This is a genomic window from Streptomyces sp. NPDC041108 (assembly GCF_055592645.1).
Map to the genome: position 1 here is coordinate 74,827 of NZ_JBVIYK010000004.1, position 25,547 is coordinate 100,373.

Here is a 25,547-nt window from a genome sequence, read left to right on the forward strand (position 1 = left end):
CTGGCCTGGGACCCTGCCCCCTATGGCGCAGCCGGAACAGTTCCCCCCTCCCGTGGACGCAGTGGACACGGTCGTCTCCCGTATGCGCGCCCTGGACGCGGTCCTCCCCGAGCGGGACGGGGTCGCCGTCTTCAACCGGGTCTACCTCACCGTCACGGAGGACATCGACCGGCGGCTGGACTCCGGTCACTTCCCGGACGCGGAGGCCGCGGTCACCCTGGGCGTGCTCTTCGCCGAACGCTATCTGCGGGTCGCCGAGGGCGAGCACGCGCCCGCCTGCTGGCGGCCGTTGTTGCAGTTCCGGCGCCATCCCGGCGTGCGGCCGCTGCAGTTCGCCCTGTGCGGCATCAACGCCCACATCGGGCACGACCTCGCGCTGGCCGTCGTGGACACCTGCCGCACGCTCGGCTGCGAACCCGCCGATCTGGAGGACGAGTTCGAGCACGTCGGCGATGTCCTCGTGTCGCTGGAGGAGCGCGTGCGCGAGGAGCTGATGCCGGGGCCGGACCTGCTCCAGATCGCCGATCCGCTCACCCACCTGCTCGGCGCGTGGAGCCTGGAACGCGCCCGCGAGGCCACCTGGTCGGCGGCGCGCGCTCTGTGGGCACTGCGTGGGCTCCCCGATCTCGCCGAGGAGTCCGCCCGGCGTCTGGACGCGGCGGTGGGCCTGACGGGCCGCATGCTGCTGACCCCGTTGCCCCACTGCCCGTACCAGGGGGCCTCCGACAGGCCCTAGTCCTCCGGGAGTTCGACGGGCGCGATCGCGTCGTAGACGTCTCCGGGCCCGGGGTTGGTGGCGTCGGTGGCGCCGCCGAAGTGGTGCATGACCCCCCAGACCGCGTTGAGCGCGGTCTGGATCGCGCCCTCGGCCCAGCCGGCCGTCCAGGAGATGTCGTCGCCGGCGAGGAAGATGCCCCGCTTGTCCTCGGGCAGCCGGTCCTGCATGAAGTGCGTGAACAGGCGCCGCTGGTAGCGGTAGTGGCCGGGCAGGTTCGCCTTGAAGGCGCCCATGAAGTAGGGCTCGTTCTCCCAGGAGACGGTCACCGGGCTGCCGATGACGTGGCTGCGGATGTCGACCTTCGGGTAGATCTCGCCGAGCGACTTCAGCATGACCTCCATCCGCTCGTTCGCGGACAGCGGCAGCCACTTGAGGCTGTCGTCGCACCAGGTGTAGGAGAGGCAGATGACGGCGGGCCTGTCCGGGCCGTCGTCGAGCAGGTACGTCCCGCGGGTCATGCGGTCGGTGAGCGTCATCGACATGACGTCCCGGCCGGTGTCCTCGTCCTTGTCCAGCCAGAACGGCCGGTCGACCGGCACGAACAGCTTGCTGGACTCCATGTAGTGGGTCCGCTCGATCGCCGTCCAGTGGTCGATCGGGAAGAGCGAGTCGTCGCAGGCGATCTTCGACAGCAGCATCCAGGACTGGGCGGTGAAGATCGCCGCCTGGTAGGTGCGGATGTCGCCGTTCGAGTCCGTCACCGTGATCCGGTTGCCGGCGGTCCGGTGCAGCCGGGTCACGGCGGGCCGCGGCTCACCGTCGACGTGCAGGGACCGCAGGGACGTCCCGTACGGCCAGTGCACGATCTTCTCGGGTTCGCGCTCCCAGAGGCGCAGCGGGAGTTGCTGGCTGCCGCCGACGATGCCGCGGTGGTGGTCGTCGGCCTCGGTGTAGACGACCCGCAGGATCTCCAGGATGGAGTTGGGGAAGTCGGTGTCCCAGCCGCCCGTGCCGAAGCCGACCTGGCCGAAGATCTCTCGGTGGCGGAAGGACTTGAACGCCTCGGAGTCGCAGAGGAACCCGTAGAAGGTCTGGTTGTCGAGCCGCTCGACGAGCCCGGCCCAGATCTCCCGGATGCGCGGCACGTCACGCTCGCGCAGGGCGCGGTTCATGTCGGAGAAGTCGGCGCCCTCTTCGAGACAGGCGTTCCAGGCGGCGGCGACGTCCCGGTAGACCTGCGGCAGGTCGTCGATCGTCTCGGCGTAGTGGGACTCGCCCTTGAGGTCGACGACGGTCGAGGGCGTGGCCTCGGCCAGCGGGTTGGGGAAGGGACGGGTCTCCAGGCCGGCCAGATCGATGTAGTGCTGGAGCGCGGTGGAGGACGGCGGGAAGCGCATCGCCCCCATCTCGGCGGTGAGCGAGGGGTCGCACCCGTCGAAACCGACGGTCCTCAGGCGCCCGCCGATCCGGTCGGCCTCGTACACGACCGGCTTGAGCCCCATCTTCATCAGCTCGTACGCCGCCACGATGCCGGACAGCCCGCCGCCGATGACCGCGACCTCGGTGCCGTGCTCGGCGGCCGGGATCTGGCCGAGACCGGCCGGGTGGGCCAGGAAGTCGTCGTACGCGTACGGGAAGTCCGGGCCGAACATGGTGATCGGCGGCTGCTGCTCGTCTGCGTGCTCGATGGCGTTGGGCACGGTGGACGTCATGGGGTACGGACTCCTAGCGGAAAAGGGGTGTGCGGGGTGGGGCGGATCTCAGACGAGGGACCCGTAGAGAGCGGGGCGCCGGTCCTGGAGGTAGGGGTTCGCCGCGCGCGAGGCCGCGAGGAAGGCGGGGTCGGCGTCGGCGAGGACGAGGTCGTCCTCGCGCCCGGCGCGGGTGCGCGCGACCCCGTCGGGCCCGGCCAGCGTGGACAGCCCGACGAACTCGAACTCCCCTTCGCGGCCGACCCGGTTGACGTAGGCGACGTACATCTGGTTCTCGAAGGCCCGCACCGGGATCATGGACTCGGCGACGAACTGGAACGGATGCATCTGGGCCGTCGGCACCACCAGCAGGTCGGTCCCGGCGAGGGCGTGGGCGCGGACGTTCTCCGGGAACTCCACGTCGTAGCAGATCAGGAGCCCGACGCGGAGTCCGTTCAGCTCGGCCTGGACGACGGACCGCTCACCGGGCACGAAGTGGTCGCGCTCGAAGCAGCCGAAGAGATGGGTCTTGCGGTAGTTCGCCAGCCTCTCGCCGTCGGCGGAGACGAGCTGCGCCGAGTTGAAGACCACGTCACCGGCACGCTCCGGATACCCGTACACGATCGCGACCCCGTGCCGCCCCGCGATCTCGGCGACCGCGTCGGCCGAGTCCCCGTCGGCCGTCACGGCGAGCCGCGCGATGTCGTCACCGATGGCGTACCCGGTGAGGAACATCTCCGGCGCCACCACCAGCCCCGCCCCGGCGGCTGCGGCCCGCCCCGCCGCCTCGTCGAGCACCTTCAGGTTCCCGACGACCGAGCCGGGTCGACCGGAGCTCTGGAGCAGGGCGGTACGCATGCGTGTTCCTCACCGGGACGAAGGGGGGAGTCGGGGCCACCTGGACGGTTCGGGGGCCACCTAGACCGTACGGTCGGCGCGCCGAGCCGGACAAGCGGCGGCCATTGCGCACCGATGGGTGATTCGTTGCGTGCGGGACGGGGTCGACGACGATTCGTTGCGCACCTGAAAGGGGTCACCACCGGCGTTCTCCAGGGGTGTGGGGAACTGCGCGACAGCCACACCGGATCCGCAGCCGCCCATGAACCCCACGCCCCACCCGCTACGCGCGCCTTCGCACCATCAGCACCCCCGCCGTCACCAGATACGGCACCGCGAACACGGCGAACGCGGTCCCGTGCGCGTGCCCCGCGCCGATCATGGCGTAGGCGGCGAACACGGCGACCGTCGCCACCTCCGTCCCCATGCTCGCCACGGACGTCAGCGTCGCCCGCCGGGCCCCCTCGATCCGGTCCTGGAGCCGCGCGTCGACCAGCACGTTCACCAGCTGGAAGCCCCCGAAGGCGACGGCCACCAGCCCGATGCCGGCCGGCGTCCCCATCAGCGCGCCCACCGCCAGCGCGAGCGCCGAACCCGCCAGGACCAGCCCCAGCCCGGTCCCGCTCAACCGCTCCCCCACCCCGGTGAGCAGGCTGCCGACGGCCGGCCCCACCCAGATCACCAGCAGCAGATACGGAACCGTCGCCTCGGCCACCCCGGTGTCCCGGACCAGCAGCGGCGTGTACTCGTCGAGGGCGCCCCACACCGCGCCGACGGCCGGCACGAGCAGCAGCGCCCCGCGCACCGACCGGTCCCTGCGGGCCTGGGCGAGCCCGGTCCGCAGGGTCGTGAGGGTGGAGACCCGGTCACCGCCGCGTGCCACGGCCGGCCGGTGCTCCGGGAGCCGTGTGGCCATCACCGACGTCAGCACGCAGACCAGCACGCTCGCCGCGCCCACGGCCGGATGGCCGCCGAGGTCGAGGACCCCTCCCGCCAGACCCATCGCCGCCATCACGGCGACCATGCCGACCGCCTGGGCCCGGCCGATGACACGCGCGTACCGGTCGGCCGCGCCGAGCCGGTCCAGTTCGTCGTAGACCAGCGCCTCCAGCGCACCGGAGCCGAGTGCTCCGCGCACGCCCCACAGGACGAAGCCTGCGGCGAAGGCCCCGTACGACGGGACGGCCACCCACAGGGTGAAGCCGACGGCGGTGAGCAGCGGGCCGAGCCACAGCAGCAGCCGTCGGGAGACGGTGTCGGCCCAGGCGCCGGACGGGACCTCCAGCACGATCGCGGTGATCGACCACAGGGCGAACAGCGAGGAGATCTGCCAGATGGACAGTCCGGCGTCGCTGAACAGCAGCGCGTACACCGGGTAGAGCAGGACGAACTCGTCCAGGAACGCGTATCCGTACAGCGTGGCCGTGAGCCGGCGGACACCACTGGTCCGGGCACCGGGCACGCGCGCGGGTGAGAGAGTCATGAGGCCTTCCCGAGGGGGCGGATCGGACGTCGTCGGTACGGCGTCCGAGGCGGCCCTCGGGAGCGGGCACGGCTGGTGGATCAATGTCGCCAGGTCATGGCACCGATGCTAGTCCGGTGTGCCCGTCCGACGCATCGGATTTCGGGGGGTCACGTCCCGGCGGCCGTGACCGGCGCGAACGTGGTGATCACCGCCGCGTGGTCCGAGGGCCAGTCGTTGTCCTCGACGTCCGGCCAGGGGCGGGGCGTGCCGCTGACACAGGTCCGGGAGTCGAGGACGGCGAGGCCCCGGTGCAGGACGAAGTCGATGCGGTCCTGGGGCTCCGGCCGGCCGCTGCCGTCCTCGTGCTCGACGTGGATCGGTGACCAGGTGTGGCCCGGCTCCCGTACGGGGTCGGGGTGGGCCTCCCGGTAGGAGTCGCGCAGGCCGGCCGTCTCGGCGGCGAGGGTGACCGGCCAGTCGGCGTCCGGCCGGTCCAGGTGGGACGGGCTGTTGAAGTCGCCCACGAGGACGACCGGCACGCTGCCGTCGATCCGGCGCAGACAGTCCCGCAGCTGGGCGAGCCGCACCTCCTCGTGCGCGATCAGCTCGGCGGCCCCCAGCCCGTCGAAGGCGGCCTCGTAGGGGCCGTAGGGCTTGTAGTCGAGGTGGACCGTCCAGATGTCCACCTCGGCGCCGGAGCCGGTGCGGACGCGGACGCCGGCCGCCCCGTAGAAGCCGACGTCCGGGTCTCCGAAGCGGGCCGTGATCGGGTGGCGGCTGATGATGCCGAGGTTGTCGCCCGCCTGGTGGTGGTACCAGCCGAGGGCGTCGGCGAGTTCGCGCGCGGCGGTGCCGTACGTCTCCTGGAGGCCGACCACGTCGGCGCCGGTCCCGGTGATGACCTTGAGCTGTTTGGCGCGGTGGTCGCGGACCCTGGTGCCGCCGTGCCAGAGGTTCCAGGTCATCACGCGCAGGGTGGGTCCGCCGGGGTCGACCAGCCGGCGCAGGCTCGCCGGGGTCACGGACTCCAGGCTCTCTCGTACGGTCCGTCCGGGGGCCTCGTCGATCGGCGCGAGCGAGGGCACGGCGAGGACCACGCAGCCCGCCGCCTCGGCCGAGGTGACGCCGGTGCCGGTGTCCTCGACCGCCACACAGGCGGCGGGCTCGACACCGAGGGCGCGGCAGGCGGCGAGGTAGGGGTCGGGGGCCGGCTTGGTGTGCTCGGTGTCGTCGGCGGTGACGGAGACGGCGAACAGGTCGCGGCCGAGGGCGTCGAGGACGGTGTCGGCGACGGCCCGCGGGGAGGCGGTGACCAGGGCGGTGGGGACGCCCTCGCGGGCCAGGGCCCGCAGCAGTTCCAGCGCGCCCGGACGGGGCACGATGCCGGTGCGGACGCGATCGGCGAACTCCCGGTGCAGCTCGGCGGCGAGCCGGTCCGGCGGTGCGCCGGTGATCCGGGCGAGCCAGGCGGCGGTGTGTTCGACCGGACGGCCGAGGACGTCCGGCTGGTCGGCCTCGGTCAGCGCGCGCCCGAGGCCGGCCGCCACCTCCTCCACCGCGTCCCACCAGAGCCGCTCGGTGTCGACGAGCGTGCCGTCCATGTCGAACAGGGCGGCCTGGAGCGGCAGTCGGGACAAGGGTCTCCCTTTCCGTGGGGGTGTCGGGGTGTCGCCCGGCCGTGGGGGCCGGGCGGGGCCGGTCAGCGGGTGGCTCGGGCGGCGACCAGCACCGGCCGCTCGGGGAGGCTCACGGTGACGGCCGCGCCGGCGCCCACGGTGGCCGCCTCGTGCGTGGGCAGGTCGGCCTTGACCTCGGTGCCGTCGGCGAGCCGCACGGTGAGACGGGTGGCGGCGCCGAGGAACGCGGTGGCGACCACCCGGGCGTCACCGGTGTCGTCCGCCCGCACTCCGACCGCCTCGGGCCGCAGGAGCACGTCGACCTCCGTGGTGGCCGGCGCCGCCCCGTCCACGGGCAGCCTCCGGCCCAGCACCTCGACCGTCGTGCCGTCCAGCCGACCCGGGATCCGGCTCATCGTGCCGACGAACTCGGCGACGAACGCGGTGGCGGGACGGCCGTACAACTCGACGGGGGCGGCGCACTGTTCGAGCCGTCCGGCGTGCATCACGGCGACCCGGTCGGCCATGGACAGCGCCTCCTCCTGGTCGTGCGTCACGAACAGGGTGGTGATGCCCAGCTCCTGCTGGAGGCGGCGGATCTCCTCGCGGAGGGTGAGCCGCACCTTGGCGTCGAGGGCGGAGAGCGGTTCGTCGAGCAGCAGCACCCGGGGCCGCAGGGCGAGCGCCCGGGCGAGGGCGACGCGCTGCTGCTGCCCGCCGGAGAGCTGATGGGGGTACTGGGAGCCCTTGTCGGCGAGGCCCACCAGGTCGAGCAACTCCGCCGCGCGGGACCGTCGTTCGGATGTACGCACCTTGCGCATGCGCAGCCCGAAGGCCACGTTGTCGAGGGCGCTGAGGTGCGGGAAGAGACTGTACGACTGGAAGACCATCCCGGCGTCGCGCCGGTGGGCCGGGACGCGGGTGACGTCCTCCCCGTCGACGAGCACCTCGCCGGAGTCGGGGTGTTCGAAGCCGGCGAGCATCCGCAGTGCGGTGGTCTTGCCGCAGCCGGACGGGCCGAGCAGCGCGAGCAGTTCCCCGGGCCGGACGGCCAGGTCGAGGCCGTCGAGGGCCACGGTCGGGCCGAACTGCCGGCGCAGGCCCCGGAACTCGACGGTGGCGGCGGTGTCGGTCGCTGTTTTCTCAAGCACGGTCATCGTTCATCCCCGGGAGGCGGAGGCGGTTGGGGTACGGCCGCCGAAGGAGGCGAGCGCGAGGAGCATGGCCCAGGTGACGAGCAGGCTGAGCACCGAGACGGCGACGGAGAGCTGGGCCTGCGAGCCGCTGACGTTGACGATCCACACGGCGAACGGCCGGAAGCCCAGCAGCTGGGCGACGGTGAACTCGCCGAGCACGAGCGCCAGGGTGAGGAACGCGGAGTTGAGCAGCGCCCCGCGCAGATTGGGCAGGACGGCCCGCACCAGCGCCTGCGGCCAGCTCGCCCCGCAGCTGCGGGCGGCCTCCACGAGGGTGGGTACGTCCATGGCGCGCAGGCCCGCGTCCAGCGCCCGGTACACGAAGGGCAGCGCCATCACGACGTAGGCGAGGACCAGCACCACGGGAAAGTCGGGGTTCTGGATCGCCACGAAGGTCTGGAACAGCGGGGTCCGGGAGAGGTGTTCGGGCCCCCACTTGAGCACGGTGCCGAGCCCGGCGACGAACGCGATCGGCGGCACCACCAGGGGCAGGGAGCACACCACCTCAACGACGGGCCGCAGCTTCGGCGCGCCGAGCCGCAGCGCGACCATGGCGGGCACCATCAGCAGCAGGACGACGGCGATGGTCACGGCGGCCAGCTCCAGCGAGAGCAGCAGGCTGCTCACGAAGCCGTCGGTGCCGAGGATCTGGCCGTACGCGTCGAAGGTGATGCCCTCGCCCGGCACGTCGACGGTGAAGACGACGGAGGCGGCGAGCGGGACGAGGAAGTAGAGCCCGGCGAGGACGAGGACGAGCGGGCGCCAGAGGGCGGGGCACCGCGGGGCCGGGCGCCCGGGGTTCAGGCCAGCCATCGCGCACTCCGTCGTTGCAGGGGCAGGTACACGGCCATGACCAGCCCGGCGATCAGGACCATGTCGAGGCTGAGGGCGAGCGCCACGTTCTCCTGGCCGACGAGGACGTTGCCGGAGATGGCGTCGGCGATCTGCAGGGTGACCAGCGGGATGGAACTGCCCACCATGGCCGCGGCGGTGGCGTACGCGGCGAAGGCGCTGCCGAACAGCAGCACGAGTCCGCCGAGCAGCGAGGGCGCGAGGACGGGCAGGGCGACATGGATCCAGTACTGCGGACCGGTGGCGCCGTTGTTCTGCGCGGCCTCCCGCCACTGGACGCGCAGTCCGTCGAGGGCGGGGGTGATGGTGAGAACCATGAGGGGGATGAGGAAGTACAGGTAGACGATGACCAGGCCCCAGAAGCTGTAGAGGTCCCAGCCCTTGTCGGTCAGACCCAGCCGCCTGGTCAGCACACCGGCGTTGCCGAGGGTGGCGACGAAGGCGAAGGCGAGCGGGACCCCGCCGAAGTTGGCGAGCACCCCGGAGGCGGTGAGCACGGCCTCGCGCAGCGCCGGGAAGCGGGAGGTCACCACGGCCTGGGCGAGCGGCAGCCCGAGGACGGCCGCGATGCCGGCCGAGACGGCGGACAGCTTCACGCTGCCGAGCATGGCCGTGAGGTAGGCCCCCTGCACGGAGGCCGTCATGTTCGCCGTGCTGTACGAGGAGGCGCCCGTCGTCTGGTCCTTGACGGTGAAGGCGCCGTTCAGCATGGCGAGCGCCGGCAGTCCGAAGGCGATCGCGACGAAGACCAGCAGCGGCAGCACGGCGAGCCATCCGCCGGCGCGGGGCCGCCGCTTCGGGGAAGCGGCGGCCACCAGTGCCGGGTCGGCCCCAGTGGCGACGGCGGTCACCCGGAGACCGCCTTGGCCCAGCCCTGTCCGAGCACGTCCTTGGCCTTGGTCTGCTGGTCCTCGGTCGGGAACTCGGGCGTGCCGGACACCTCGGGCAGCTTGGCCGCGGCGGTCTTGTCCAGCGTGCCCGCCTTCTCCATGGCGATCATCAGGGCGGGACGGGCGTAGCCGGCGAGCCACAGGTTCTGGCCCTCGGCGCTGTAGAGGTACTCCTGCCAGAGCCGGGCGGCGGCCGGGTGGGGTGCGTCCTTGTTGATGGCCTGGGAGTAGTACTGGGAGAACTTGCCGTCCTCGGGGACGACGACCTTCCAGTCGACGCCCTTGGACTTGAACTCGTCGGCGTACCCGGCGTTGAGGTAGTCCCAGTCGATACTGATGGGCGTTTCACCCTTCTCGACGGTGGCCGGCGTCGACTCGACGGGCGTGTAGTTGCCGTTCTTCTTCAGCTTGGCGAAGAAGTCGAGGCCGGGCTGGATGTCGTCGAAGGATCCGCCGCTCGCCAGCGAGGCCGCCCAGACGCCGCCGAAGGCGGAGCCGGACTTGGTGGGGTTGCCGTTGAGGGCGACCTGTCCCTTGTACTGCGGCTTCAGCAGGTCGGCGAAGGTCTGCGGGCACTGCTTCACGCGCTTGGCGTCGCAGCCGATGGATATGTAGCCGCCGTAGTCGTTGTACCAACGGGCCTTCGGGTCCTTCTGGCCCTCGGGGATGTCGGCGAAGGAGGCCACCCGGTAGGGCGCGAGCAGCCCCTGCTGGGCGGCGCTCAGTGCGAAGGAGCTGCCCAGGTCGAGCACGTCGGGCGCCCGGTCCTGTCCCTTGCGGGAGGTGACGGCGTTGATCTCGTCCTGGCTGGCTCCGTCCGGGTTCTCGACCTCGATCTTGATCCCGTACTTCTTCTGGAAGCCGTCGATCAGCGCGCCGTAGTTGGCCCAGTCGCGGGGCAGGGCGATCGCGTTGAGCTCGCCTTCCCTCTTGGCCGCCGCGACCAGCTGGTCCATGCCGCCGAAGTCCTTGGCCGAGGTCGCGGTGGTCGCGTTGACGCCGTCGTCGGTGGTCGTGGTCTCGGGGGCGGCGCCACAGGCGCTGAGGGTGAGTGCGGCGGCGACGGCAAGACCGCCCCCGATCACGGCGGTTCTTGTCGGGAAGAGGGTCACGAGCTCTCCAGGGGTGCGCGCGGCGGGACGATCTGGGTGGAGCACTTGTCTGAACAAGTTGGCCTCATTACGTCCGCGCTTCATATCACGCAGGTAAACTCCGGCGAAATACTCGTGCACGTTTTCCCGCACAACCACTGCCCTCTGGCGGGGTTCGGCGCTTCACCGCTCCGCTCGCTAGGCTGGGCGCGCTGTGCACAGCGGGCGAAGGACGAGCGGAGGGGGACCATGGCGGCGCGACACGAGGAGATCGCCGAGGAGCTGCGGCGGGCGATCGACCGTGAGGACCACACGGTGGGGAGTCTGCTGCCGCCGGAGACCGAACTCGCGGCCCGCTACGGCGTCTCGCGCGGCACCGTCCGGCAGGCGGTGGCGACCCTGACCGCCGAGGGCCTCATCGGCTCACGCCAGGGAGCCCGCCGCGTGGTCCTGGCCGGCCGCCGCAGCCAGAGCTTCGCGGAACTGCGCAGCTTCGCCCAGTGGGCGCGCGCGATGGGCCGCGAGGCGACGGGCCGGGTGATCGCCCAGGAGTACCGGACCGCCACCGCCGAGGACCGCGTACGCCTCCAGGTCGCCACCGGCGCCCGTGTCCTGCACGTGCTGCGCCTGCGCGGGCTCGACGGCCGGCCCGTCCTGCTGGAGCGCACGGTCTACGCCGACTGGATCTCCCCCGCCGTCGAGACCATCGAGGCGGACTGCCCCTCGGTCACCCAGCGCCTGCTCGACGACACGGGCCTGGTCTTCGCCTACGGCGAGCACGTCATCGACGCCGTGGCCGCCGGCGCCCAGGACGCCGAGTTCCTGGCCGTGCGCCGCACGAGCCCCCTGCTGCGGGTCCGGCGCGTCACCACCACACGCGAGGGCCGGCCGGTGGAGTGGTCCGACGACCGCTACCGCCCGGACGCGGTGAGCTTCAGTGTGCACAACTCGATAGGGAACAACGCCCTGGCGAGGAAGACCGCGGCCCCCTGAGAGGCCGGGCGGGGCCGCTCAGCCGGGCGCCCCGGAGGAGAACCGCCGCAGCAGCGGCGAGAGCACCAGCACCGACTTGGTCCGCTCGACGAACGGCTCCCCGGCGATCCGCTCCAGCACCCGCTCGAAGTGCCGCATGTCCGAGGCGAAGACCTGCACCACGGCATCGGCCTCACCGGTGACGGTCGACGCCGCGACGACCTCCTGATAGCGCTCCAGCCCCCGCTGGATCGTCTCCGGCGAGGTGTTCCGCCGGCAGTAGATCTCGACGAACCCCTCGGTCTCCCACCCGAGCGCGGCGGGGTCGACCCGGACCGTGAAGCCGGTGATCGCCCCGGTCGCCCGGAGCCGGTCCACCCGCCGTTTGACCGCGGGCGCGGACAGCCCGACGATCCGGCCGATGTCGGAGAAGGAACGGCGGGCGTCCTCGGCGAGGGCGTGCACGATGCGTTCGTCGAGATTGTTCAGCACTGCGGGTGGATCACTTCTCTGGAGTCGACGGGGACGGGGGAGCCGGCGGGGACGAGGGGTTCGAGGGGACCGGGGCCGCAGCCAGACGCGAGCGCCGGTAGCCGTAACTGAAGTAGAACACGAGCCCGGCGGCCATCCAGACGCCGAAGACGGCCCAGGTGACGGTGTCGAGGCTGCCCATCATCCAGACGCAGAACGCCAGTCCGAGCCCGGGCAGCACCGGCGACAGCGGCACACGGAACGTCCGCGGCATGTCCGGCCGGGTCCGCCGCAGCACCACGACGGCCACGTTGACCAGCGCGAACGCGAACAGCGTCCCTATGCTCGTCGCGTCCGCGAGCTGTCCGAGCGGAATGGCGGCGGCGAGCACACCGCAGAACAGCGAGACGATCACGGTGTTGACGCGTGGCGTCCCGGTCCTCGGGTGCACGCGGGAGAACACCTTGGGCATCAGCCCGTCCCGGGACATGGCGAACAGGATCCGGGTCTGCCCGTACAGCACGGTCAGCACCACACTCGCGATGGCGATGACGGCCCCGGCCGCCAGCAGCGTCCCCCAGAACGCGTCGCCGGTGACGTCCTTCATGATCCCGGCGAGCGCGGCCTCCGACTCGCCGAACGCCTTCCAGGGCCGCGCGCCGATCGCGACGGCGGCGACCAGCACGTACAGCGCGGTGACGATGAGCAGCGACAGCATGATCGCGCGCGGCAGGTCGCGCTGCGCGTCCTTCGCCTCCTCACCGGCGGTCGACGCCGCGTCGAACCCGATGTACGAGAAGAACAGCGTCGCCCCGGCCGCGCTGACCCCGGCCATGCCGAGCGGCATGAAGTTCTCGTAGTTGCCGGACCGGAAGCCCTGCACACCGATGAGGCAGAACAGCAGCAGGGCGGCGATCTTCACCACGACCATGATCGTGTTGGCGCGTGCGGACTCCCGGGCCCCGCCCAGCAGGAACGCCATCGCGAGCAGGACGACGATCAGCGCGGGCAGGTTGAAGACGCCCCCGTCACCGGGCGGCGCGGACAGCGCGTCCGGGATGGTGACGCCGATCGTCCCGTCCAGCAGCTCGTTGAGGTACTCGCCCCAGCCGACCGCGACGGCCGCCACCGACACCCCGTACTCCAGCACCAGGCACCAGCCGCAGACCCAGGCGACCAGCTCGCCCATCGTTGCGTACGTGTACGAGTACGAGGACCCGGAGACCGGGATGGTGCCGGCCAGTTCCGCGTACGACAGGGCGGAGAACAGCGCGGTCAGACCGGCTATCACGAAGGAGAGGGTGACGGCGGGCCCCGCCTTGGGCACGGCCTCGCCGAGGACGACGAAGATGCCGGTGCCGAGGGTGGCGCCGATGCTGATCATCGTCAGCTGCCACAGTCCGAGGGACCGCCGCAGCGATCCGCCCTCACCCTGGCCGCCCTCCGCGACCAGGCGTTCCACGGGCTTGCGGCGCATCAGCCGCGCCCCGACGCCACCGGACGGCGGGGACGGCTGATCCTGATGCTGCGGGGGTGCGCCTTGGTCGAGCACGCGTGGCTCCTTCATCGCTGCCGGTCAGGGCGGGTGAGGACCGACAGCACCGGACAGCAGGGGCCACCGAGCAGGAGGTCCCCGCCACGCCACGTACAGCGCCTGACCCTATGAGCCAGAGCTTCACGAGCGTAATGCGGCAACCTTGCGCGCCGACGCAAGATCATTGCGTTACTCGCGGGTGCGCGTAGCTTCGTTGCGCAGCTCGTTCGGACCGTTGCGCGCGCTGTCGGGAAAGGGGGAACGGCACCACGGTCAGGGGCGCGGGGCTGCCCGCGAGGTACGGCTGCGCCGCGTGGGCGCGAACGCCCACGACGAACCCGCACCCGCATCCCGCCGGTCGACGCTCCCCCCGAGCGGTCGGGCGCCCCCAGTGAGGTGAGTCGGAGATCCGCCGGCGGTGGGCGGTGAATCTCCGACTCGGGTCACTGGCTCCAGCTCGCGTGCAGGGGCTTGCCCTCCGCATAGCCGGCAGCGCTCTGCACCCCCACCACGGCCCGCTCCGCGAACTCCTCCAGCGACCCGGCCCCCGCGTACGTGCAGGAAGACCGCACCCCCGCGATCACCGAGTCGATCAGGTCCTCGACCCCGGGCCGGGCCGGATCCAGGAACATCCGCGACGTCGAGATGCCCTCCTCGAACAGCGCCTTGCGCGCCCGGTCGTAGGCCGACTCCTCGCTCGTACGGTTGCGCACCGCCCGCGCCGACGCCATGCCGAACGACTCCTTGTAGAGCCGCCCGTTCGCGTCCTGCTGCAGGTCGCCCGGCGACTCGTACGTCCCGGCGAACCAGGACCCGATCATCACGTTGGACGCGCCCGCCGCCAGGGCCATGGCGACATCGCGCGGGTGCCGCACGCCCCCGTCGGCCCACACGTGCTTGCCGTACTTCTTCGCCTCGGCGGCGCACTCCAAGACCGCGGAGAACTGCGGCCGCCCGACGCCGGTCATCATGCGGGTGGTGCACATCGCGCCGGGGCCGACACCGACCTTGACGATGTCCGCGCCGGCCTCGATCAGGTCCCGCACGCCCTCGGCGGCGACGATGTTGCCGGCCACGATCGGCACCCGGGGGTCGAGGTCGCGGACCAGCTTGATCGCGTTGATCATCGACTCCTGGTGGCCGTGCGCGGTGTCGATGACGAGCGTGTCGACGCCCGCGTCGAGCAGCTGCTTGGCCTTGCCGACGAAGTCGCCGTTGACCCCGATGGCGGCGGCGACGCGCAGCTTGCCGTGCGCGTCGACGGCGGGGGTGTAGAGCGTGGCGCGGAGCGCGCCCTTGCGGGTGAGGATGCCGGCGAGGCGGCCGTCCTTGTCGACGGCGGGCGCGTACCGGCGGTTGGCGGCGTCGAGGCGGTTGAACGCCTCGCGCGGGTCGATGTCGGCGTCCAGGAGCAACAGGTCCCGGGACATGACGACTTCGAGCTGGGTGAAGCGGTCGACGCCGGTCAGGTCCGCGTCGGTGACGACGCCGACGGGCCTCAGGGCGTCGTCGACGACGACGCCCGCGTTGTGCGCCCGCTTGGGCAGCAGGGCCAGCGCGTCGGCGACGGTCTGGTGCGGGTTGAGCACGATGGGGGTGTCGAGGACGAGATGGCGGCTCTTGACCCAGGAGATGACGTCGATGACGACCTCGTTGGGGATGTCCTGCGGGACTACCACGAGGCCGCCGCGGCGGGCGACCGTCTCGGCCATGCGACGGCCGGCGATGGCCGTCATGTTGGCGACGACGAGCGGGATGGTGGTGCCCGTGCCGTCCGGGGAGGCCAGGTCCACGCCCTGCCGCGATCCGACGGCGCTGCGGCTCGGGACCATGAAGACGTCGTCGTACGTCAGGTCGTACGCAGGCTGGATGTCATTGAGGAAACGCACGTGCCGCACATCCCGGTCGATCAGAGGTGACCCCCTGACAGGACCGCCAGAGGGAAGAGCACGTACCTCATTGTCCCATGTCGGCGGGTGTGAACGACCCCGACGGATCGTCCAGAGCGGCGGTGGCCGGCCTAGGAGGATCCTCCGAGAGCGAGCACGTTCCGACGGCCCGCCGCCGGCGCGGGAAGCGGTGCGGTGCCCGGCGGACACCCCTCGCTCCCCTGCCGATCACGGGCCCCCTGGGGTGCCGGGGCGCCCGGAGCCACGCGATCGGCTCCCGCGTACCCCCCCCGGTCGCACGCACCCGGACCGGGCGGCGCGCCCCGCCCCCGGCTCCGGCGAGGCGCCCGGTCGGCGCTGTTCAGACGCCGTCGGGATCCGCCCGGTTGAGCGCCGGCCGGGGCGTCTGGCCGGCCGTCAGCAGATAGTCCGCCGCCGAGGTGTCCGTGACGAGGCTGGTCACCAGCCCCGACCGCAGCACCGCGTCGATCGCGGCCGCCTTGCGCTGCCCGCCCGCGATCGCGACGACCTCGGGGATACGGCGGAGCTGGTCGGCCTTGACCGTGATGCACCGTTCGCCCAGGTCCCGGCCCACACGGCGGCCTTCGGCGTCGAAGAGGTGCGCGGACATCTCGGCGGCGACACCGAGGGAGGCGTAGTGGGCGCGCTCCTCGTCGCTGAGCATGTCGTGCACCGTGGAGATGCCCGCCTCCCACGAGCCGATGGAGACACAGGCGACGGTGACCTTGTCGAAGTACTCGAAGGCCCGCGCGATGCCGGTCTGGTGGCGCAGCGCGCTCGCGGTGGCCGCGTCGGGCAGCAGCATCGGCGCGTAGATGGGATGGGCGTCGCCGCCCGACACCTGCGCGGCCCGCCGGACCGCCTCGACCGAGCCGCGCTCGGCGGTTCCGGCGTCGTACACCCCCGTCAGCTGCACCACCGTGCAGGGCGGCAGCCGGTCCAGGGCGGCCGCCATGTGGATGGTGGAGCGGCCCCAGGCGAGGCCGAGGATGTCGCCCTCGTCCACCAGTTCGCCGAGCAGGTCCGCGGCGACCTCGCCGAGGTTCTCCGGGTCGGTCGTCTCCTCGGCCTCGGCCGGGGACTCGACGACCACGGCGTGCCGCAGGCCGTAGCGGGCGCGCAGCGCGTCGGACCGCTCGGCGTCCAGTTCCGCGGGGACGCGGATCTCGATGCGTACGAGATCCCGTTCGAGGGCGGTCTCCAGGACCCGGGCCACCTTGAAGCGGCTCACGCCGAACTCCTCGGCGATCTGGATCTTCGACTTGCCCTCTAGGTAGAAACGGCGGGCCATGGCCGCCGCCTGAACCAGCTCAGCGGGTCCCATCCGCATGGCTGACCGGCCCGCCGACATACCCGACACGGTCATCTCCTCACTGCTCTTCACACATGGATACGCCGTTCATCCTTGCAGATCCGACGTTTTCGATCAGCCCGAAGGAAAGTCGTTCACGTTCCCTTGGCCCTCTATACGCACGACGTGCCACGATCGCCTCGGCGTTCGCACGGCCGTGCCCCCGCGGCTCAGTGGCCGCAGGCCCAGCCCGCGGTCGCCGTCGCGGCCTCCGCCTGCGCCCGCAGCGCGCGCACCGCCTCGGCCGGGTCGTCCGCCCCGTACACCGCGGAACCGGCGACGAAGACGTCCGCGCCCGCCTCGGCGCAGCGCTCGACGGTGGAGGCGGAGACGCCACCGTCGACCTGGAGCCACAGGTCGAGGCCGTGCTTGCTGATCAACTCGCGGGTCCGGCGGATCTTGGGGAGCATGATGTCGAGAAAGGCCTGGCCTCCGAAGCCCGGTTCGACCGTCATGATCAGCACCATGTCGAGTTCGGGCAGCAGGTCCTCGAACGGCTCGATCGGCGTGGCCGGCCTGAGGGCCATGGAGGCCCTGGCTCCCTTGGCCCGGATCTCACGGGCGAGCCGCACCGGTGCGGCGGCCGCCTCGACGTGGAAGGTGACGGAACCCGCACCCGCTTCCACGTACTGGGGTGCCCACCGATCGGGGGCCTCGATCATCAGATGACAGTCCAGCGGCGTCTCCGTCGCACGGGCCAGGGACTCTACGACCGGCACACCGAGCGTGAGGTTCGGCACGAAATGGTTGTCCATCACGTCCACATGGAGCCAGTCGGCGCCTTCGACCGCCTTCGCCTCGTCGGCGAGACGGGCGAAGTCGGCGGACAGGATGCTTGGGTTGATCTGCGCGGCCATGGGCCAAGCCTGCCATGTCCCGCGGGGGTTGCGGGCATCGGTCTCGGGTGGGAACGGTGGTATCTCGACCGCGAGCCGTCCACGGCGGCTCGCGCCCACGCGGCGGAGCCGCATATGTCGCTGTCCCGCGGCCCTCACCGGGCGCGGTTGTGGAGGTCGGCATGACGGACAACCGGGGAATCGGGCACCTCGTCTGCGGGCGGCGGGCCAAGTGGGTCGTGCTGGGACTGTGGCTGGTGGTGCTGTTCGTGGTCGCGCCGTTCGCCACGAAACTCACCGACGCCCAGGACAACGACGCGGCCTCGTGGCTGCCCGGCTCGGCCGAGTCGACCCAGGTCCTGGAGATCTCCGAGGGCTTCCGGCCCGAACAGATCCCGGCGGTCGTCGTCTACGCCCGGGAGAGCGGCCTGACCGCCGAGGACCGGGCGGCGATCCAGGCGGACGTACGGGAACTCAAGCAGCTCACCGCTCACGGGATCATCGGCGACCAGACCCGGGGGCCCGTCTACGACCGGGCCGTCGACCCGAGGGCGGCCCAGGTCCTCGTCCCGATCACGATGGACGAGAAGGGCTGGGAGCGGATCGCACCCGCGGTCGACTCGATCCGGGACTCCGTGGGGCAGGGCGGCGAGGACGCGGGTGCCGAGGGCGGTGACGGGCTCGCCGTGCACATCACGGGACCGGGCGGTACGTCGGCCGACTTCTCCGAGGCCTTCGAGGGCATCGACTCCACCCTGCTGATGTCCGCCATGGCCGTCGTCATCGTGATGCTGCTGCTCACCTACCGCAGTCCGACCCTCATCCTGGTCCCCCTGATCGGGGTCATCGCCGCCCTGTTCACGGCCCAGGCCCTGATCTACCTGCTGGCGGAACACACCGGTCTGACCGTGAACGGCCAGAGCGCCGGCATCCTCACCGTCCTCGTCTTCGGCGCGGGCACCGACTACGCCCTGCTGCTCGTGGCCCGCTACCGCGAGGAGCTGCGCCGTCACGAGGACCGCCACGAGGCGATGGCCCTCGCCCTGCATCGGGCGGGGCCGGCGGTGCTGGCGTCCGGTGCGACGGTCGTGCTGAGCATGCTGGTGCTGCTGGCCGCCGAGATGAACTCGACGAGCGGTCTGGGCCCGGTGGCGGCCATCGGTGTCGCGGTCGCGCTGCTGGCGATGATGACGCTGTTCCCCGCCCTGCTGGTGATCTTCGGCCGCTGGATCTTCTGGCCGGTCATCCCGCACCTCGGCACCGCCGATCCGACCGAGAGCGGTGTATGGGCCCGGATGGGCCGCCGTTTCTCGCGCCGTCCGCGCACGGTCTGGGTCGCCACGGCTGCCGCCCTGGCCCTGTGCTCGCTGGGCCTGATCCAGCTGCGCGCGGAGGGCATCGGCAACGCGGACGCCTTCACCGGGAAACCGGACTCGATCGTCGGCCAGGAGGTCTCGGCACGCTACTTCCCGGCGGGCAGCGGCGACCCCCTGGTGATCATCAGCAACCAGGCGCAGGCCCGGGAGGTGGGCCGCGTGGTCGCCGACACGGAAGGGGTCGTGCCGGACTCGCTCGGCCTGCCCCCCGGCACGAAGCCCGCCCACGAGGGCCAGGTCCTCTTCGAGGCCACCATGTCCGATCCCGCCGACAGCGAGGCCGCGAAGCAGACCGTGGAACGGGTCCGCGACGCCGTCCACGAGGTGCCGGACGCCGACGCCCAGGTGGGCGGCGGCACGGCGGCCCTGCTGGACATGGACGAGGCGACGACCCACGACAACATCCTGATCATCCCGTTGGTGCTGCTCGTGGTCCTGCTGATCCTCTGTGCCCTGCTCCGCGCCCTGATCGCCCCGCTCCTGCTCATCGGGACGGTGATCCTGTCCTTCGCCGCCGCGCTGGGCATCAGCGCGCTCGCCTTCAGACACATCTTCGACTACGCGGGCGAGTCGACCGACTTCCCGCTGTTCGTCTTCGTGTTCCTGGTCGCCCTGGGCATCGACTACAACATCTTCCTGACCACCCGCATCCGCGAGGAGGCCGCCCACCAGGGCACCCGTAAGGCCGTGGTGACGGGTCTCGCGACGACCGGCGCGGTGATCACCTCGGCCGGCCTGGTCCTCGCCGGCACCTTCGCGGCCCTCGGCACGCTCCCCATGGTCGCCTTCGCCGAGATCGGCTTCGCGGTGGCCCTGGGCGTCCTCCTGGACACCTTCGTCGTACGATCCGTCCTGGTCACCGCCCTGTTCCTGGACGTCGGCCCGAAGGTGTGGTGGCCCCACCGGCTGGCTCACGAGGACGGCGGCGCCCCGCCGCCGCCGAAGGAACCGGCGGGCAGCGCGGCGGGGCCGGGCGGCTGACGGACGGGGTGTCTACGCGACCCGGCGGATGAGAGCCAGATACATGGCGTCCGTCCCGTGCAGATGCGGCCACAGCTGGACGTCGGGACCCTCGCCCAGCGCCGGCACGCCCTCCAGCAGGGGCCGGGCGTCGATCAGGTCGGCCGCGCCGCCGTAGCTCTTGAGCACGTCGTCGACCACCGCGCGGGTCTCCGCGAGGTGGGGCGAGCAGGTCGCGTAGCCGACGACCCCGCCGACCCGTACGGAGTCCAGGGCGGTCCGCAGCAGTGCGCGCTGGAGCGGGGCGAACCCCTCCAGGTCCTCGGGCCGCCGCCGCCAGCGGGCCTCGGGCCGCCGCCGCAGGGCCCCCAGTCCCGTGCACGGCACGTCCATCAGCACCCGGTCGAACGCGCCGGGCCGCCACGGCGGACGGGTGCCGTCGGCGGCGATCACCTGGTACGGGCCCGGATTGCCGTGCAGCGCCTTCGCCACCAGCCCCGCCCGGTGCGGCTGCTTCTCGGAGGCGAGCAGCACGGCCCCACGCTCGGCGGCGAGGGCGGCGAGCAGCGCGGCCTTGCCGCCGGGACCGGCGCACCCGTCGAGCCACGCCTTGTCGGATCCCTTCAGCGGTGCGTTCGCGAGAGCGAGCGCCACGAGCTGGCTGCCCTCGTCCTGCACCCCCGCACGGCCCTCCCGTACGGCGTCCACGGCACCGGGCTCCCCGCCCTCGGAAAGCCGCACGGCGTACGGGGACCAGCGCCCCGCCACCGCGGCCTCCTCCCGGAGCAGTTCCTCGGTGGTGGCCCGCCCGGGCCGGGCGACCAGGGTGACCTCGGGCCGCTCGTTGTCGGCCTCCAACAGATCCTCGATGCCGGCGCGCCCGCCGCCGAGGGAGTCCCAGAGCGCGGAGACGACCCAGCGGGGATGCGAGTGCACGACGGCGAGGTGGTCCTCGGGATCCTCGTCGTAGGGCGGCGCGACGCGCTCCAGCCAGCCGTCGAGGTCGTGCTGTGCGATCTTGCGCAGCACGGCGTTCACGAACTTGGCCCGCCCGTCCCCGAGCACGACCCGCGCGAGGTCCACCGAGGCGGAGACGGCGGCATGGGTGGGAATCCGCGTCCCCAGCAGCTGGTGCGCGCCGAGGCTCAGCACGTCGAGCACGGGCGGGTCGACCTCTCGCAGGGGCCGGTCCACGCACTCCGCGATGACCGCGTCGTAGGTCCCCTGCCGGCGCAGCGTCCCGTAGACCAGCTCGGTCGCGAGCGCCGCGTCCCGCGCGTCGAACGAGCCGGGCCCCTCCTTCTCCCGCGCCCGGCGCAGCAGCGGCGGCAGAACGAGGTTCGCGTACGCGTCCCGTTCGTCGACCGCCCTGAGCGCCTCGAAGGCCAGCATGCGGACGGGGTCCTTCTGAGGACGGCGGTACGGCTTGCCCGGCTTGCCCGGACGACGGGACTGCTCACTCACGAAAAAGGTGCTCCGGATATGGGTCGAGATGCCACGCCCAGCGTACGCCGCGGGGACGAACCGCCGGACGTCGGCCGGGCACGGCCCGTGGACAGGGGGGTGGGCGCCGATCCCGGTCGCCGGCCCGGGGGCCTCATTCGCCGACGGTCTCGCCGACGTCGATCCGCGCCCCGCGCGCCCAGTCGGCGGCCCGCATCGGCTTCTTGCCCTGAGCCTGCACCCAGAGCAGCTCCACCGCGTACGACCCGGTCCCGACATGGACGCTGTTCTTGCCGATGTCGAGCGCGCCCGGGGCGAGACCGGCCCGCTCGGGCACCGGCGCCACCTGGACGAGCTTCAGCCGCTCGCCGCGGAACGTCGTCCAGGCACCCGGTGCGGGCGTGCAGCCGCGGACGACCCGGTCGACGCGCAGCGCGGGCGCGGCCCAGTCGATCCGGGCGTCCTCCACGGTGATCTTCGGCGCGAGGGTGATCCCGTCGGCGGGCTGCGGCACGGCCTTGAGGGTGCCGTCCTCGATCCCGTCCATCGTGGCGGCGAGCAGCCCGGACCCCGCGAAGGCGAGCCGGGTCAGCAGATCACCGCTCGTGTCCGTCGGCCGGATCTCCTCGGTGACCGTCCCGTACACCGGTCCGGAGTCGAGCCCCTCCTCGATGAGGAAGGTGGAGGCCCCGGTGATCTCGTCCCCTGCCATGATCGAGTGCTGCACGGGGGCGGCGCCCCGCCAGGCGGGCAGCAGGGAGAAGTGCAGATTGACCCACCCGTGGGCGGGCACCTCGAGGGCGACCCGGGGCAGCAGGGCACCGTACGCGACGACGGGGCAGCAGTCGGGCGCGATCTCCCTCAGCCGCGCGAGGAAGTCCTCGTCCCGCGGCCGGCCCGGCTTCAGCACCTCGATGCCCGCCTCCTCCGCCCGCTGCGCCACCGGGCTCGCGAACAGCCGACGCCCCCGCCCCGCGGGCGCGTCCGGCCGCGTCACGACCGCGGCCACCTCATGCCTCCCCGACGCGATCAACGCGTCCAGTGCGGGAACAGCGACCTCTGGGGTACCAGCGAAGACAAGCTTCATGGATGACTGACGGCCTCTCACACGGAAATTCGTCCGCCCCGCACGACGACGCACACACGACGACGCGGGACAACGCCCCAGTCTATGTTCCGCATCCGACCCGCCGACGGCGAGCTCTCCTCGGGAGACCCGTACCTGTCAGCCGGTACGTGGTCGGGCACTCCCAGGGCCCAGCGGCAGCGGGGGCGCACCCCCGCCCGCGCGCCCCGCGCATATGCCGCCACGCCCCCACACCGTGACCAGCGGAGCGAATTCGCGTTGGTCAAGAAAGAGTTGACCACTACGGGCCGCATTCGCGGCACTGCCCCTTTTCACGCCGGTTCGAGAGGCTTGTTCATGGCCGACCACGCAACCCACGACGCCCAGGCTCGGGCCAGCCTGCACTTGCTGGTGCGGGACATCGAGCGGGTCCGCCGGCAGGTGGACGCACTGCGCACCCTCACCGCCCAGTTGGGCAACGTCTACCGCCCGCGCCGCTCCGGCCCCTCCACGGGCTTCGTCGTCTACGGACGCGCTCCCGCCCCGACCGTCCGCCTCGCCCAGGAGCTGCGGGACAGTGTCGAGACCCTGGTCACGGCCGCCGTGGACTTCGACCGTTCCCTCGGTTTCTCGTGGGACGCGGTGGGCTCGGCCCTCGGCGTCACCAAGCAGGCCGTGCACCGCCGTTACGGCGCCCGGCGCGCGGCCGCCCAGGCCGCCGCGGAGGCGGAGCGGACGGGCGATCCCCAGGGCTCCCGCACGGTCAACGTCGCCTCCGGCATCCCCACGGTCCCCACGGTCCCCGCGGCCCGCTCGATGCCGGCCCCGATCCCGGCCCCGATGCCCGCGCACATGCCGACCCAGCCGACAGCGGGCAGCCCCACCCTGCGCGAGGACGTCAGACCCACGGCCTTCCCCGGCCCGCGCAACGGCTGACCGACCCCGCTGCCTCCCGGTGCCCCGCCGGGAGGCAGCAGCATGCCGCGCGGCATCACGTCACCTGCCGCGCGCCGGGGGCCGCTCAGCCGATGTCCGGCGGGTCCACCCGGATCCGCACCCGCGCACCCTCGCTCACGCCACGCGCCATCCGCGCCGCCTGAGCGCCCTTCAGCGCGGCGGCCAGCGCGGCCCCGCTCCCCGGCGGCACCCGGACCAGCGCCCGCTCCCAGCGCTCCCCCGGCGGCGGAGCCCCCGCCCGCCGCGCCCTCCCCGGCTCCGTACCCGCAGCTGAGGCGGCGCCGGCCCCGGAGGGCGGCCCGGCGATCGGCACGGGTCCCAGCACCTCGGCATCCGACGGCAGGTCGACCGCGGCCAGAAAATCGACGACCGCCTCGGCGGTCCCGGACACGGCCGCCATCCGGGAGACCGGCGGGAACCCCAGCTCGGCCCGCTCGGCTAGTTCCCGCACCGCGTGCCCCACCGGATCCCACCGCACGAGCGCCTGGACCGGCCGCAGGGTCGGCTCGGCGACCACGACGACCGTGCCGCCCACCCCCTGGTTCCGTACCAGCGCCGCCGCACCGATCCACCGCCGCAGCGCGTCCTCCCCGGCCCTCAGATCGGGCCGCCCGAGCATGGCCCATCCGTCGAGCAGCAGCGCGGCCGCGTACCCGCCCTCGGCGACGGGCTCGGCCCCCGGCGTACTCACGACCAGCGCGGGCGTCCCCGGCACGGTGTCCAGCACCTGTTCCCGCCCGGAGGTCCGCACGGGTACGGCCGGAAAGGCGCGCCCCAGTTCCTCGGCGGTCCGCCGCGCCCCCACGACCTGCGCCCGAAGCCGTTGGCCGCCGCACTCGGGGCACCGCCAGCCCGCCTCCTCCTGCCCGCACCACCCGCACACCAGGGCCCCGGCACCGTCCCGCGCCTCCAGCGGCCCCGCACAGTGCCGGCACCGCGCGGGCTCCCGGCACCGCGCGCAGGCCATCCGCGGCACATACCCCCGCCGGGGGACCTGCACGAGGACGGGACCGTCCCTGAGGCCGTCCCGCGCGACCTGCCAGGCGAGGCTGGGCAGCCGGGCCGCCCGGGCCGCCTCGTCCCGCGCGAGATCGCCGTCCCCCACGGTCCGCACCAGCGGCGCGGCGGCCCGCACCTGCTCCCGCCCGGCCACGATCGGCGCGGCCCACCCGCTCTCGACGAGCTGGGCGGCCTCGACCGTGCAGCTCCAGCTCCCCAGCAGAAAGGCGCACCTGTCCCGTGAGGCCCGCAGTTCCAGCACCTCGCGCACATGCGGGAAGGGAGCGTTGTCGTCGCTGTGGCCGCTGTCGCCGTCGTCCCAGACCACGACCAGCCCCAGATCGCGCACCGGCGCGAACATGGCCGCCCGGGTCCCGACCACCGCCCGCACGGCCCCCCGCCGCACGGCCAGCCACTCCCGGTACCGCCGCTCCTGCCCGGCCTCGGCCGTCAGCAGCGCGTGCCGCCCCTCCCCCAGCAGCGCCCCGAGCGCCTCGTCCACCCGAGCCGCGGGCCGCCCCGCCGGTACGACGACGAGCGCCCCCCGCCCGGAGGCCAGCGTCGCCTGCACGGCCCGGGCGATCTCCTCGGCCCACTCCGGCCCCGGCAGCGCGGTCCACACCGCCCGGGGCGCGCCCCCGCCCGCCAGGGACCGGAGAAACTCCGCGCCTCGCTCGTACCGCGCCCACGTCCCGGGTTCGGGCGCGGCCGGGGGCCCTGGCGGTTCGCCCGACTCCACCGCCTCGGCCCGGGCGTGCCGAGGCGGGACGGCCAGCTGCAGCACGTCCGCGAGGCTTCCCGCGTACCGGTCCGCCACGGCCCGTGCGAGCCCCAGCAGCTCCGGGCTCAGCACCGGCTCCGGGGAGACGACCTGGGCGAGCGCGGCCAGGGCCCCGGGATAGTCCGACTCGGCGACCCGCTCGACGAGGAACCCGTCGATCAGCGAGCCGCCCTCACGCCGCCCTTCCCGGACATTGCGCCCCCCGGCCCCGAACCTCACCCGGACCCGGACCCCGGGCCGGGCGACCTCGTCCAGCTCCTCCGGCACCGCGTAGTCGAAGTACCGGTCGAGATGCAGCACTCCCTTGTCGACCAGCACACGGGCGACGGGCAGCTCCTTCGCCAGCGCCGCGCCCCGCCAGGTCCGCGGCTTGGCGCGCGGCGCCTTGGCCTTGCGCACGGCCTCCCGGACCAGCGCGAGCTGCTCCGGCCCCGCGTCCCCCGCCGCGCCGCCGCCCCTCGTCCCGTCCTCGCCGCTCACATCCGCATTCTTCCAAACGCCACTGACAACCGGCGCCGCCCACGATCGTCGAAGC

General features: G+C 72.8%; 20 protein-coding genes. 4 read left to right on the top strand and 16 right to left on the bottom strand.

Going from position 1 to position 25,547, the window contains the following annotated elements:
- The first annotated feature begins 22 nt into the window (after positions 1–22).
- Positions 23–736 carry a DUF5995 family protein gene (locus tag ACZ6BB_RS13470; RefSeq protein WP_471615386.1) on the top strand — a complete coding sequence of 238 codons (714 nt, stop codon included), beginning with the start codon at positions 23–25 and terminating at the stop codon, positions 734–736.
- Here the strand turns inward: ACZ6BB_RS13470 and ACZ6BB_RS13475 are convergent.
- From ACZ6BB_RS13475 to ACZ6BB_RS13510, 8 genes are all read right to left on the bottom strand, one after another.
- The gene (locus tag ACZ6BB_RS13475) at positions 733–2,430 is read right to left on the bottom strand and encodes a flavin monoamine oxidase family protein (protein WP_471615387.1); all 1,698 of its coding nucleotides are present in this window, start codon (positions 2,428–2,430) and stop codon (positions 733–735) included. The two genes, ACZ6BB_RS13470 and ACZ6BB_RS13475, sit on opposite strands and share 4 nt — an antisense overlap.
- Positions 2,431–2,478: 48 nt before the next feature.
- On the bottom strand, positions 2,479–3,267 hold the full coding sequence (locus ACZ6BB_RS13480) for a carbon-nitrogen hydrolase family protein (protein WP_471615388.1): 789 nt from the start codon (positions 3,265–3,267) through the stop codon (positions 2,479–2,481).
- A 262-nt stretch (positions 3,268–3,529) separates the two neighbouring features.
- Positions 3,530–4,729, bottom strand: coding sequence for an MFS transporter (locus ACZ6BB_RS13485; protein ID WP_471615389.1), 1,200 nt, complete (start codon positions 4,727–4,729; stop codon positions 3,530–3,532).
- 149 nt (positions 4,730–4,878) lie between these two features.
- A complete protein-coding gene (locus ACZ6BB_RS13490; RefSeq protein ID WP_471615390.1) occupies positions 4,879–6,348 on the bottom strand; it encodes an HAD-IA family hydrolase in 1,470 nt (489 codons plus the stop codon).
- Positions 6,349–6,410: 62 nt separating this feature from the next.
- On the bottom strand, positions 6,411–7,484 hold the full coding sequence (locus ACZ6BB_RS13495) for an ABC transporter ATP-binding protein (protein ID WP_471615391.1): 1,074 nt from the start codon (positions 7,482–7,484) through the stop codon (positions 6,411–6,413).
- Positions 7,485–7,487: 3 nt separating this feature from the next.
- Positions 7,488–8,336 (bottom strand): ABC transporter permease, encoded by an 849-nt coding sequence (locus ACZ6BB_RS13500; RefSeq protein ID WP_471615392.1) that lies wholly within the window; start codon positions 8,334–8,336, stop codon positions 7,488–7,490.
- Positions 8,324–9,226, bottom strand: a complete 903-nt coding sequence (locus ACZ6BB_RS13505; protein ID WP_471615393.1) for an ABC transporter permease — start codon at positions 9,224–9,226, stop codon at positions 8,324–8,326. Before ACZ6BB_RS13505 ends, ACZ6BB_RS13500 begins: the two co-directional genes overlap by 13 nt.
- Positions 9,223–10,377 carry an ABC transporter substrate-binding protein gene (locus tag ACZ6BB_RS13510; RefSeq protein ID WP_471615394.1) on the bottom strand — a complete coding sequence of 385 codons (1,155 nt, stop codon included), beginning with the start codon at positions 10,375–10,377 and terminating at the stop codon, positions 9,223–9,225. Before ACZ6BB_RS13510 ends, ACZ6BB_RS13505 begins: the two co-directional genes overlap by 4 nt.
- Positions 10,378–10,605: 228 nt before the next feature.
- On the opposite strand from ACZ6BB_RS13510, the gene ACZ6BB_RS13515 reads away from it, so the two are divergent.
- Positions 10,606–11,349 carry a GntR family transcriptional regulator gene (locus tag ACZ6BB_RS13515; RefSeq protein WP_471615395.1) on the top strand — a complete coding sequence of 248 codons (744 nt, stop codon included), beginning with the start codon at positions 10,606–10,608 and terminating at the stop codon, positions 11,347–11,349.
- Between the two features lie 18 nt (positions 11,350–11,367).
- On the opposite strand, the gene ACZ6BB_RS13520 is transcribed toward ACZ6BB_RS13515, so the two are convergent.
- From ACZ6BB_RS13520 to rpe, 5 genes are all read right to left on the bottom strand, one after another.
- Positions 11,368–11,820, bottom strand: a complete 453-nt coding sequence (locus ACZ6BB_RS13520; protein ID WP_059083342.1) for an Lrp/AsnC family transcriptional regulator — start codon at positions 11,818–11,820, stop codon at positions 11,368–11,370.
- 10 nt (positions 11,821–11,830) lie between these two features.
- Entirely contained in the window at positions 11,831–13,351 is a 1,521-nt protein-coding gene (locus ACZ6BB_RS13525) for an amino acid permease (RefSeq protein WP_471615396.1), read from the bottom strand.
- Positions 13,352–13,776: 425 nt separating this feature from the next.
- Positions 13,777–15,222, bottom strand: coding sequence for a GuaB1 family IMP dehydrogenase-related protein (locus ACZ6BB_RS13530; RefSeq protein ID WP_471615397.1), 1,446 nt, complete (start codon positions 15,220–15,222; stop codon positions 13,777–13,779).
- Positions 15,223–15,583: 361 nt separating this feature from the next.
- Entirely contained in the window at positions 15,584–16,627 is a 1,044-nt protein-coding gene (locus tag ACZ6BB_RS13535; RefSeq protein WP_013005049.1) for a sugar-binding transcriptional regulator, read from the bottom strand.
- A 137-nt stretch (positions 16,628–16,764) separates the two neighbouring features.
- Positions 16,765–17,451, bottom strand: coding sequence for a ribulose-phosphate 3-epimerase (rpe, locus tag ACZ6BB_RS13540; protein WP_471615398.1), 687 nt, complete (start codon positions 17,449–17,451; stop codon positions 16,765–16,767).
- Positions 17,452–17,612: 161 nt separating this feature from the next.
- Between rpe and ACZ6BB_RS13545 the strand changes: the two genes are divergently transcribed.
- Positions 17,613–19,787 carry an MMPL family transporter gene (locus tag ACZ6BB_RS13545; protein ID WP_471615399.1) on the top strand — a complete coding sequence of 725 codons (2,175 nt, stop codon included), beginning with the start codon at positions 17,613–17,615 and terminating at the stop codon, positions 19,785–19,787.
- 12 nt (positions 19,788–19,799) lie between these two features.
- On the opposite strand, the gene ACZ6BB_RS13550 is transcribed toward ACZ6BB_RS13545, so the two are convergent.
- Complete coding sequence (locus tag ACZ6BB_RS13550; RefSeq protein WP_471615400.1) at positions 19,800–21,230, bottom strand: RsmB/NOP family class I SAM-dependent RNA methyltransferase; 1,431 nt, start codon at positions 21,228–21,230, stop codon at positions 19,800–19,802.
- Positions 21,231–21,363: 133 nt separating this feature from the next.
- Positions 21,364–22,296, bottom strand: a complete 933-nt coding sequence (gene fmt, locus ACZ6BB_RS13555) for a methionyl-tRNA formyltransferase (RefSeq protein WP_471615401.1) — start codon at positions 22,294–22,296, stop codon at positions 21,364–21,366.
- A 336-nt stretch (positions 22,297–22,632) separates the two neighbouring features.
- Between fmt and ACZ6BB_RS13560 the strand changes: the two genes are divergently transcribed.
- Positions 22,633–23,211 carry a hypothetical protein gene (locus tag ACZ6BB_RS13560; RefSeq protein ID WP_471615402.1) on the top strand — a complete coding sequence of 193 codons (579 nt, stop codon included), beginning with the start codon at positions 22,633–22,635 and terminating at the stop codon, positions 23,209–23,211.
- Between the two features lie 85 nt (positions 23,212–23,296).
- Here the strand turns inward: ACZ6BB_RS13560 and ACZ6BB_RS13565 are convergent, their stop codons facing one another.
- The gene (locus ACZ6BB_RS13565; protein WP_471615403.1) at positions 23,297–25,492 is read right to left on the bottom strand and encodes a primosomal protein N'; all 2,196 of its coding nucleotides are present in this window, start codon (positions 25,490–25,492) and stop codon (positions 23,297–23,299) included.
- Positions 25,493–25,547 lie beyond the last annotated feature (55 nt).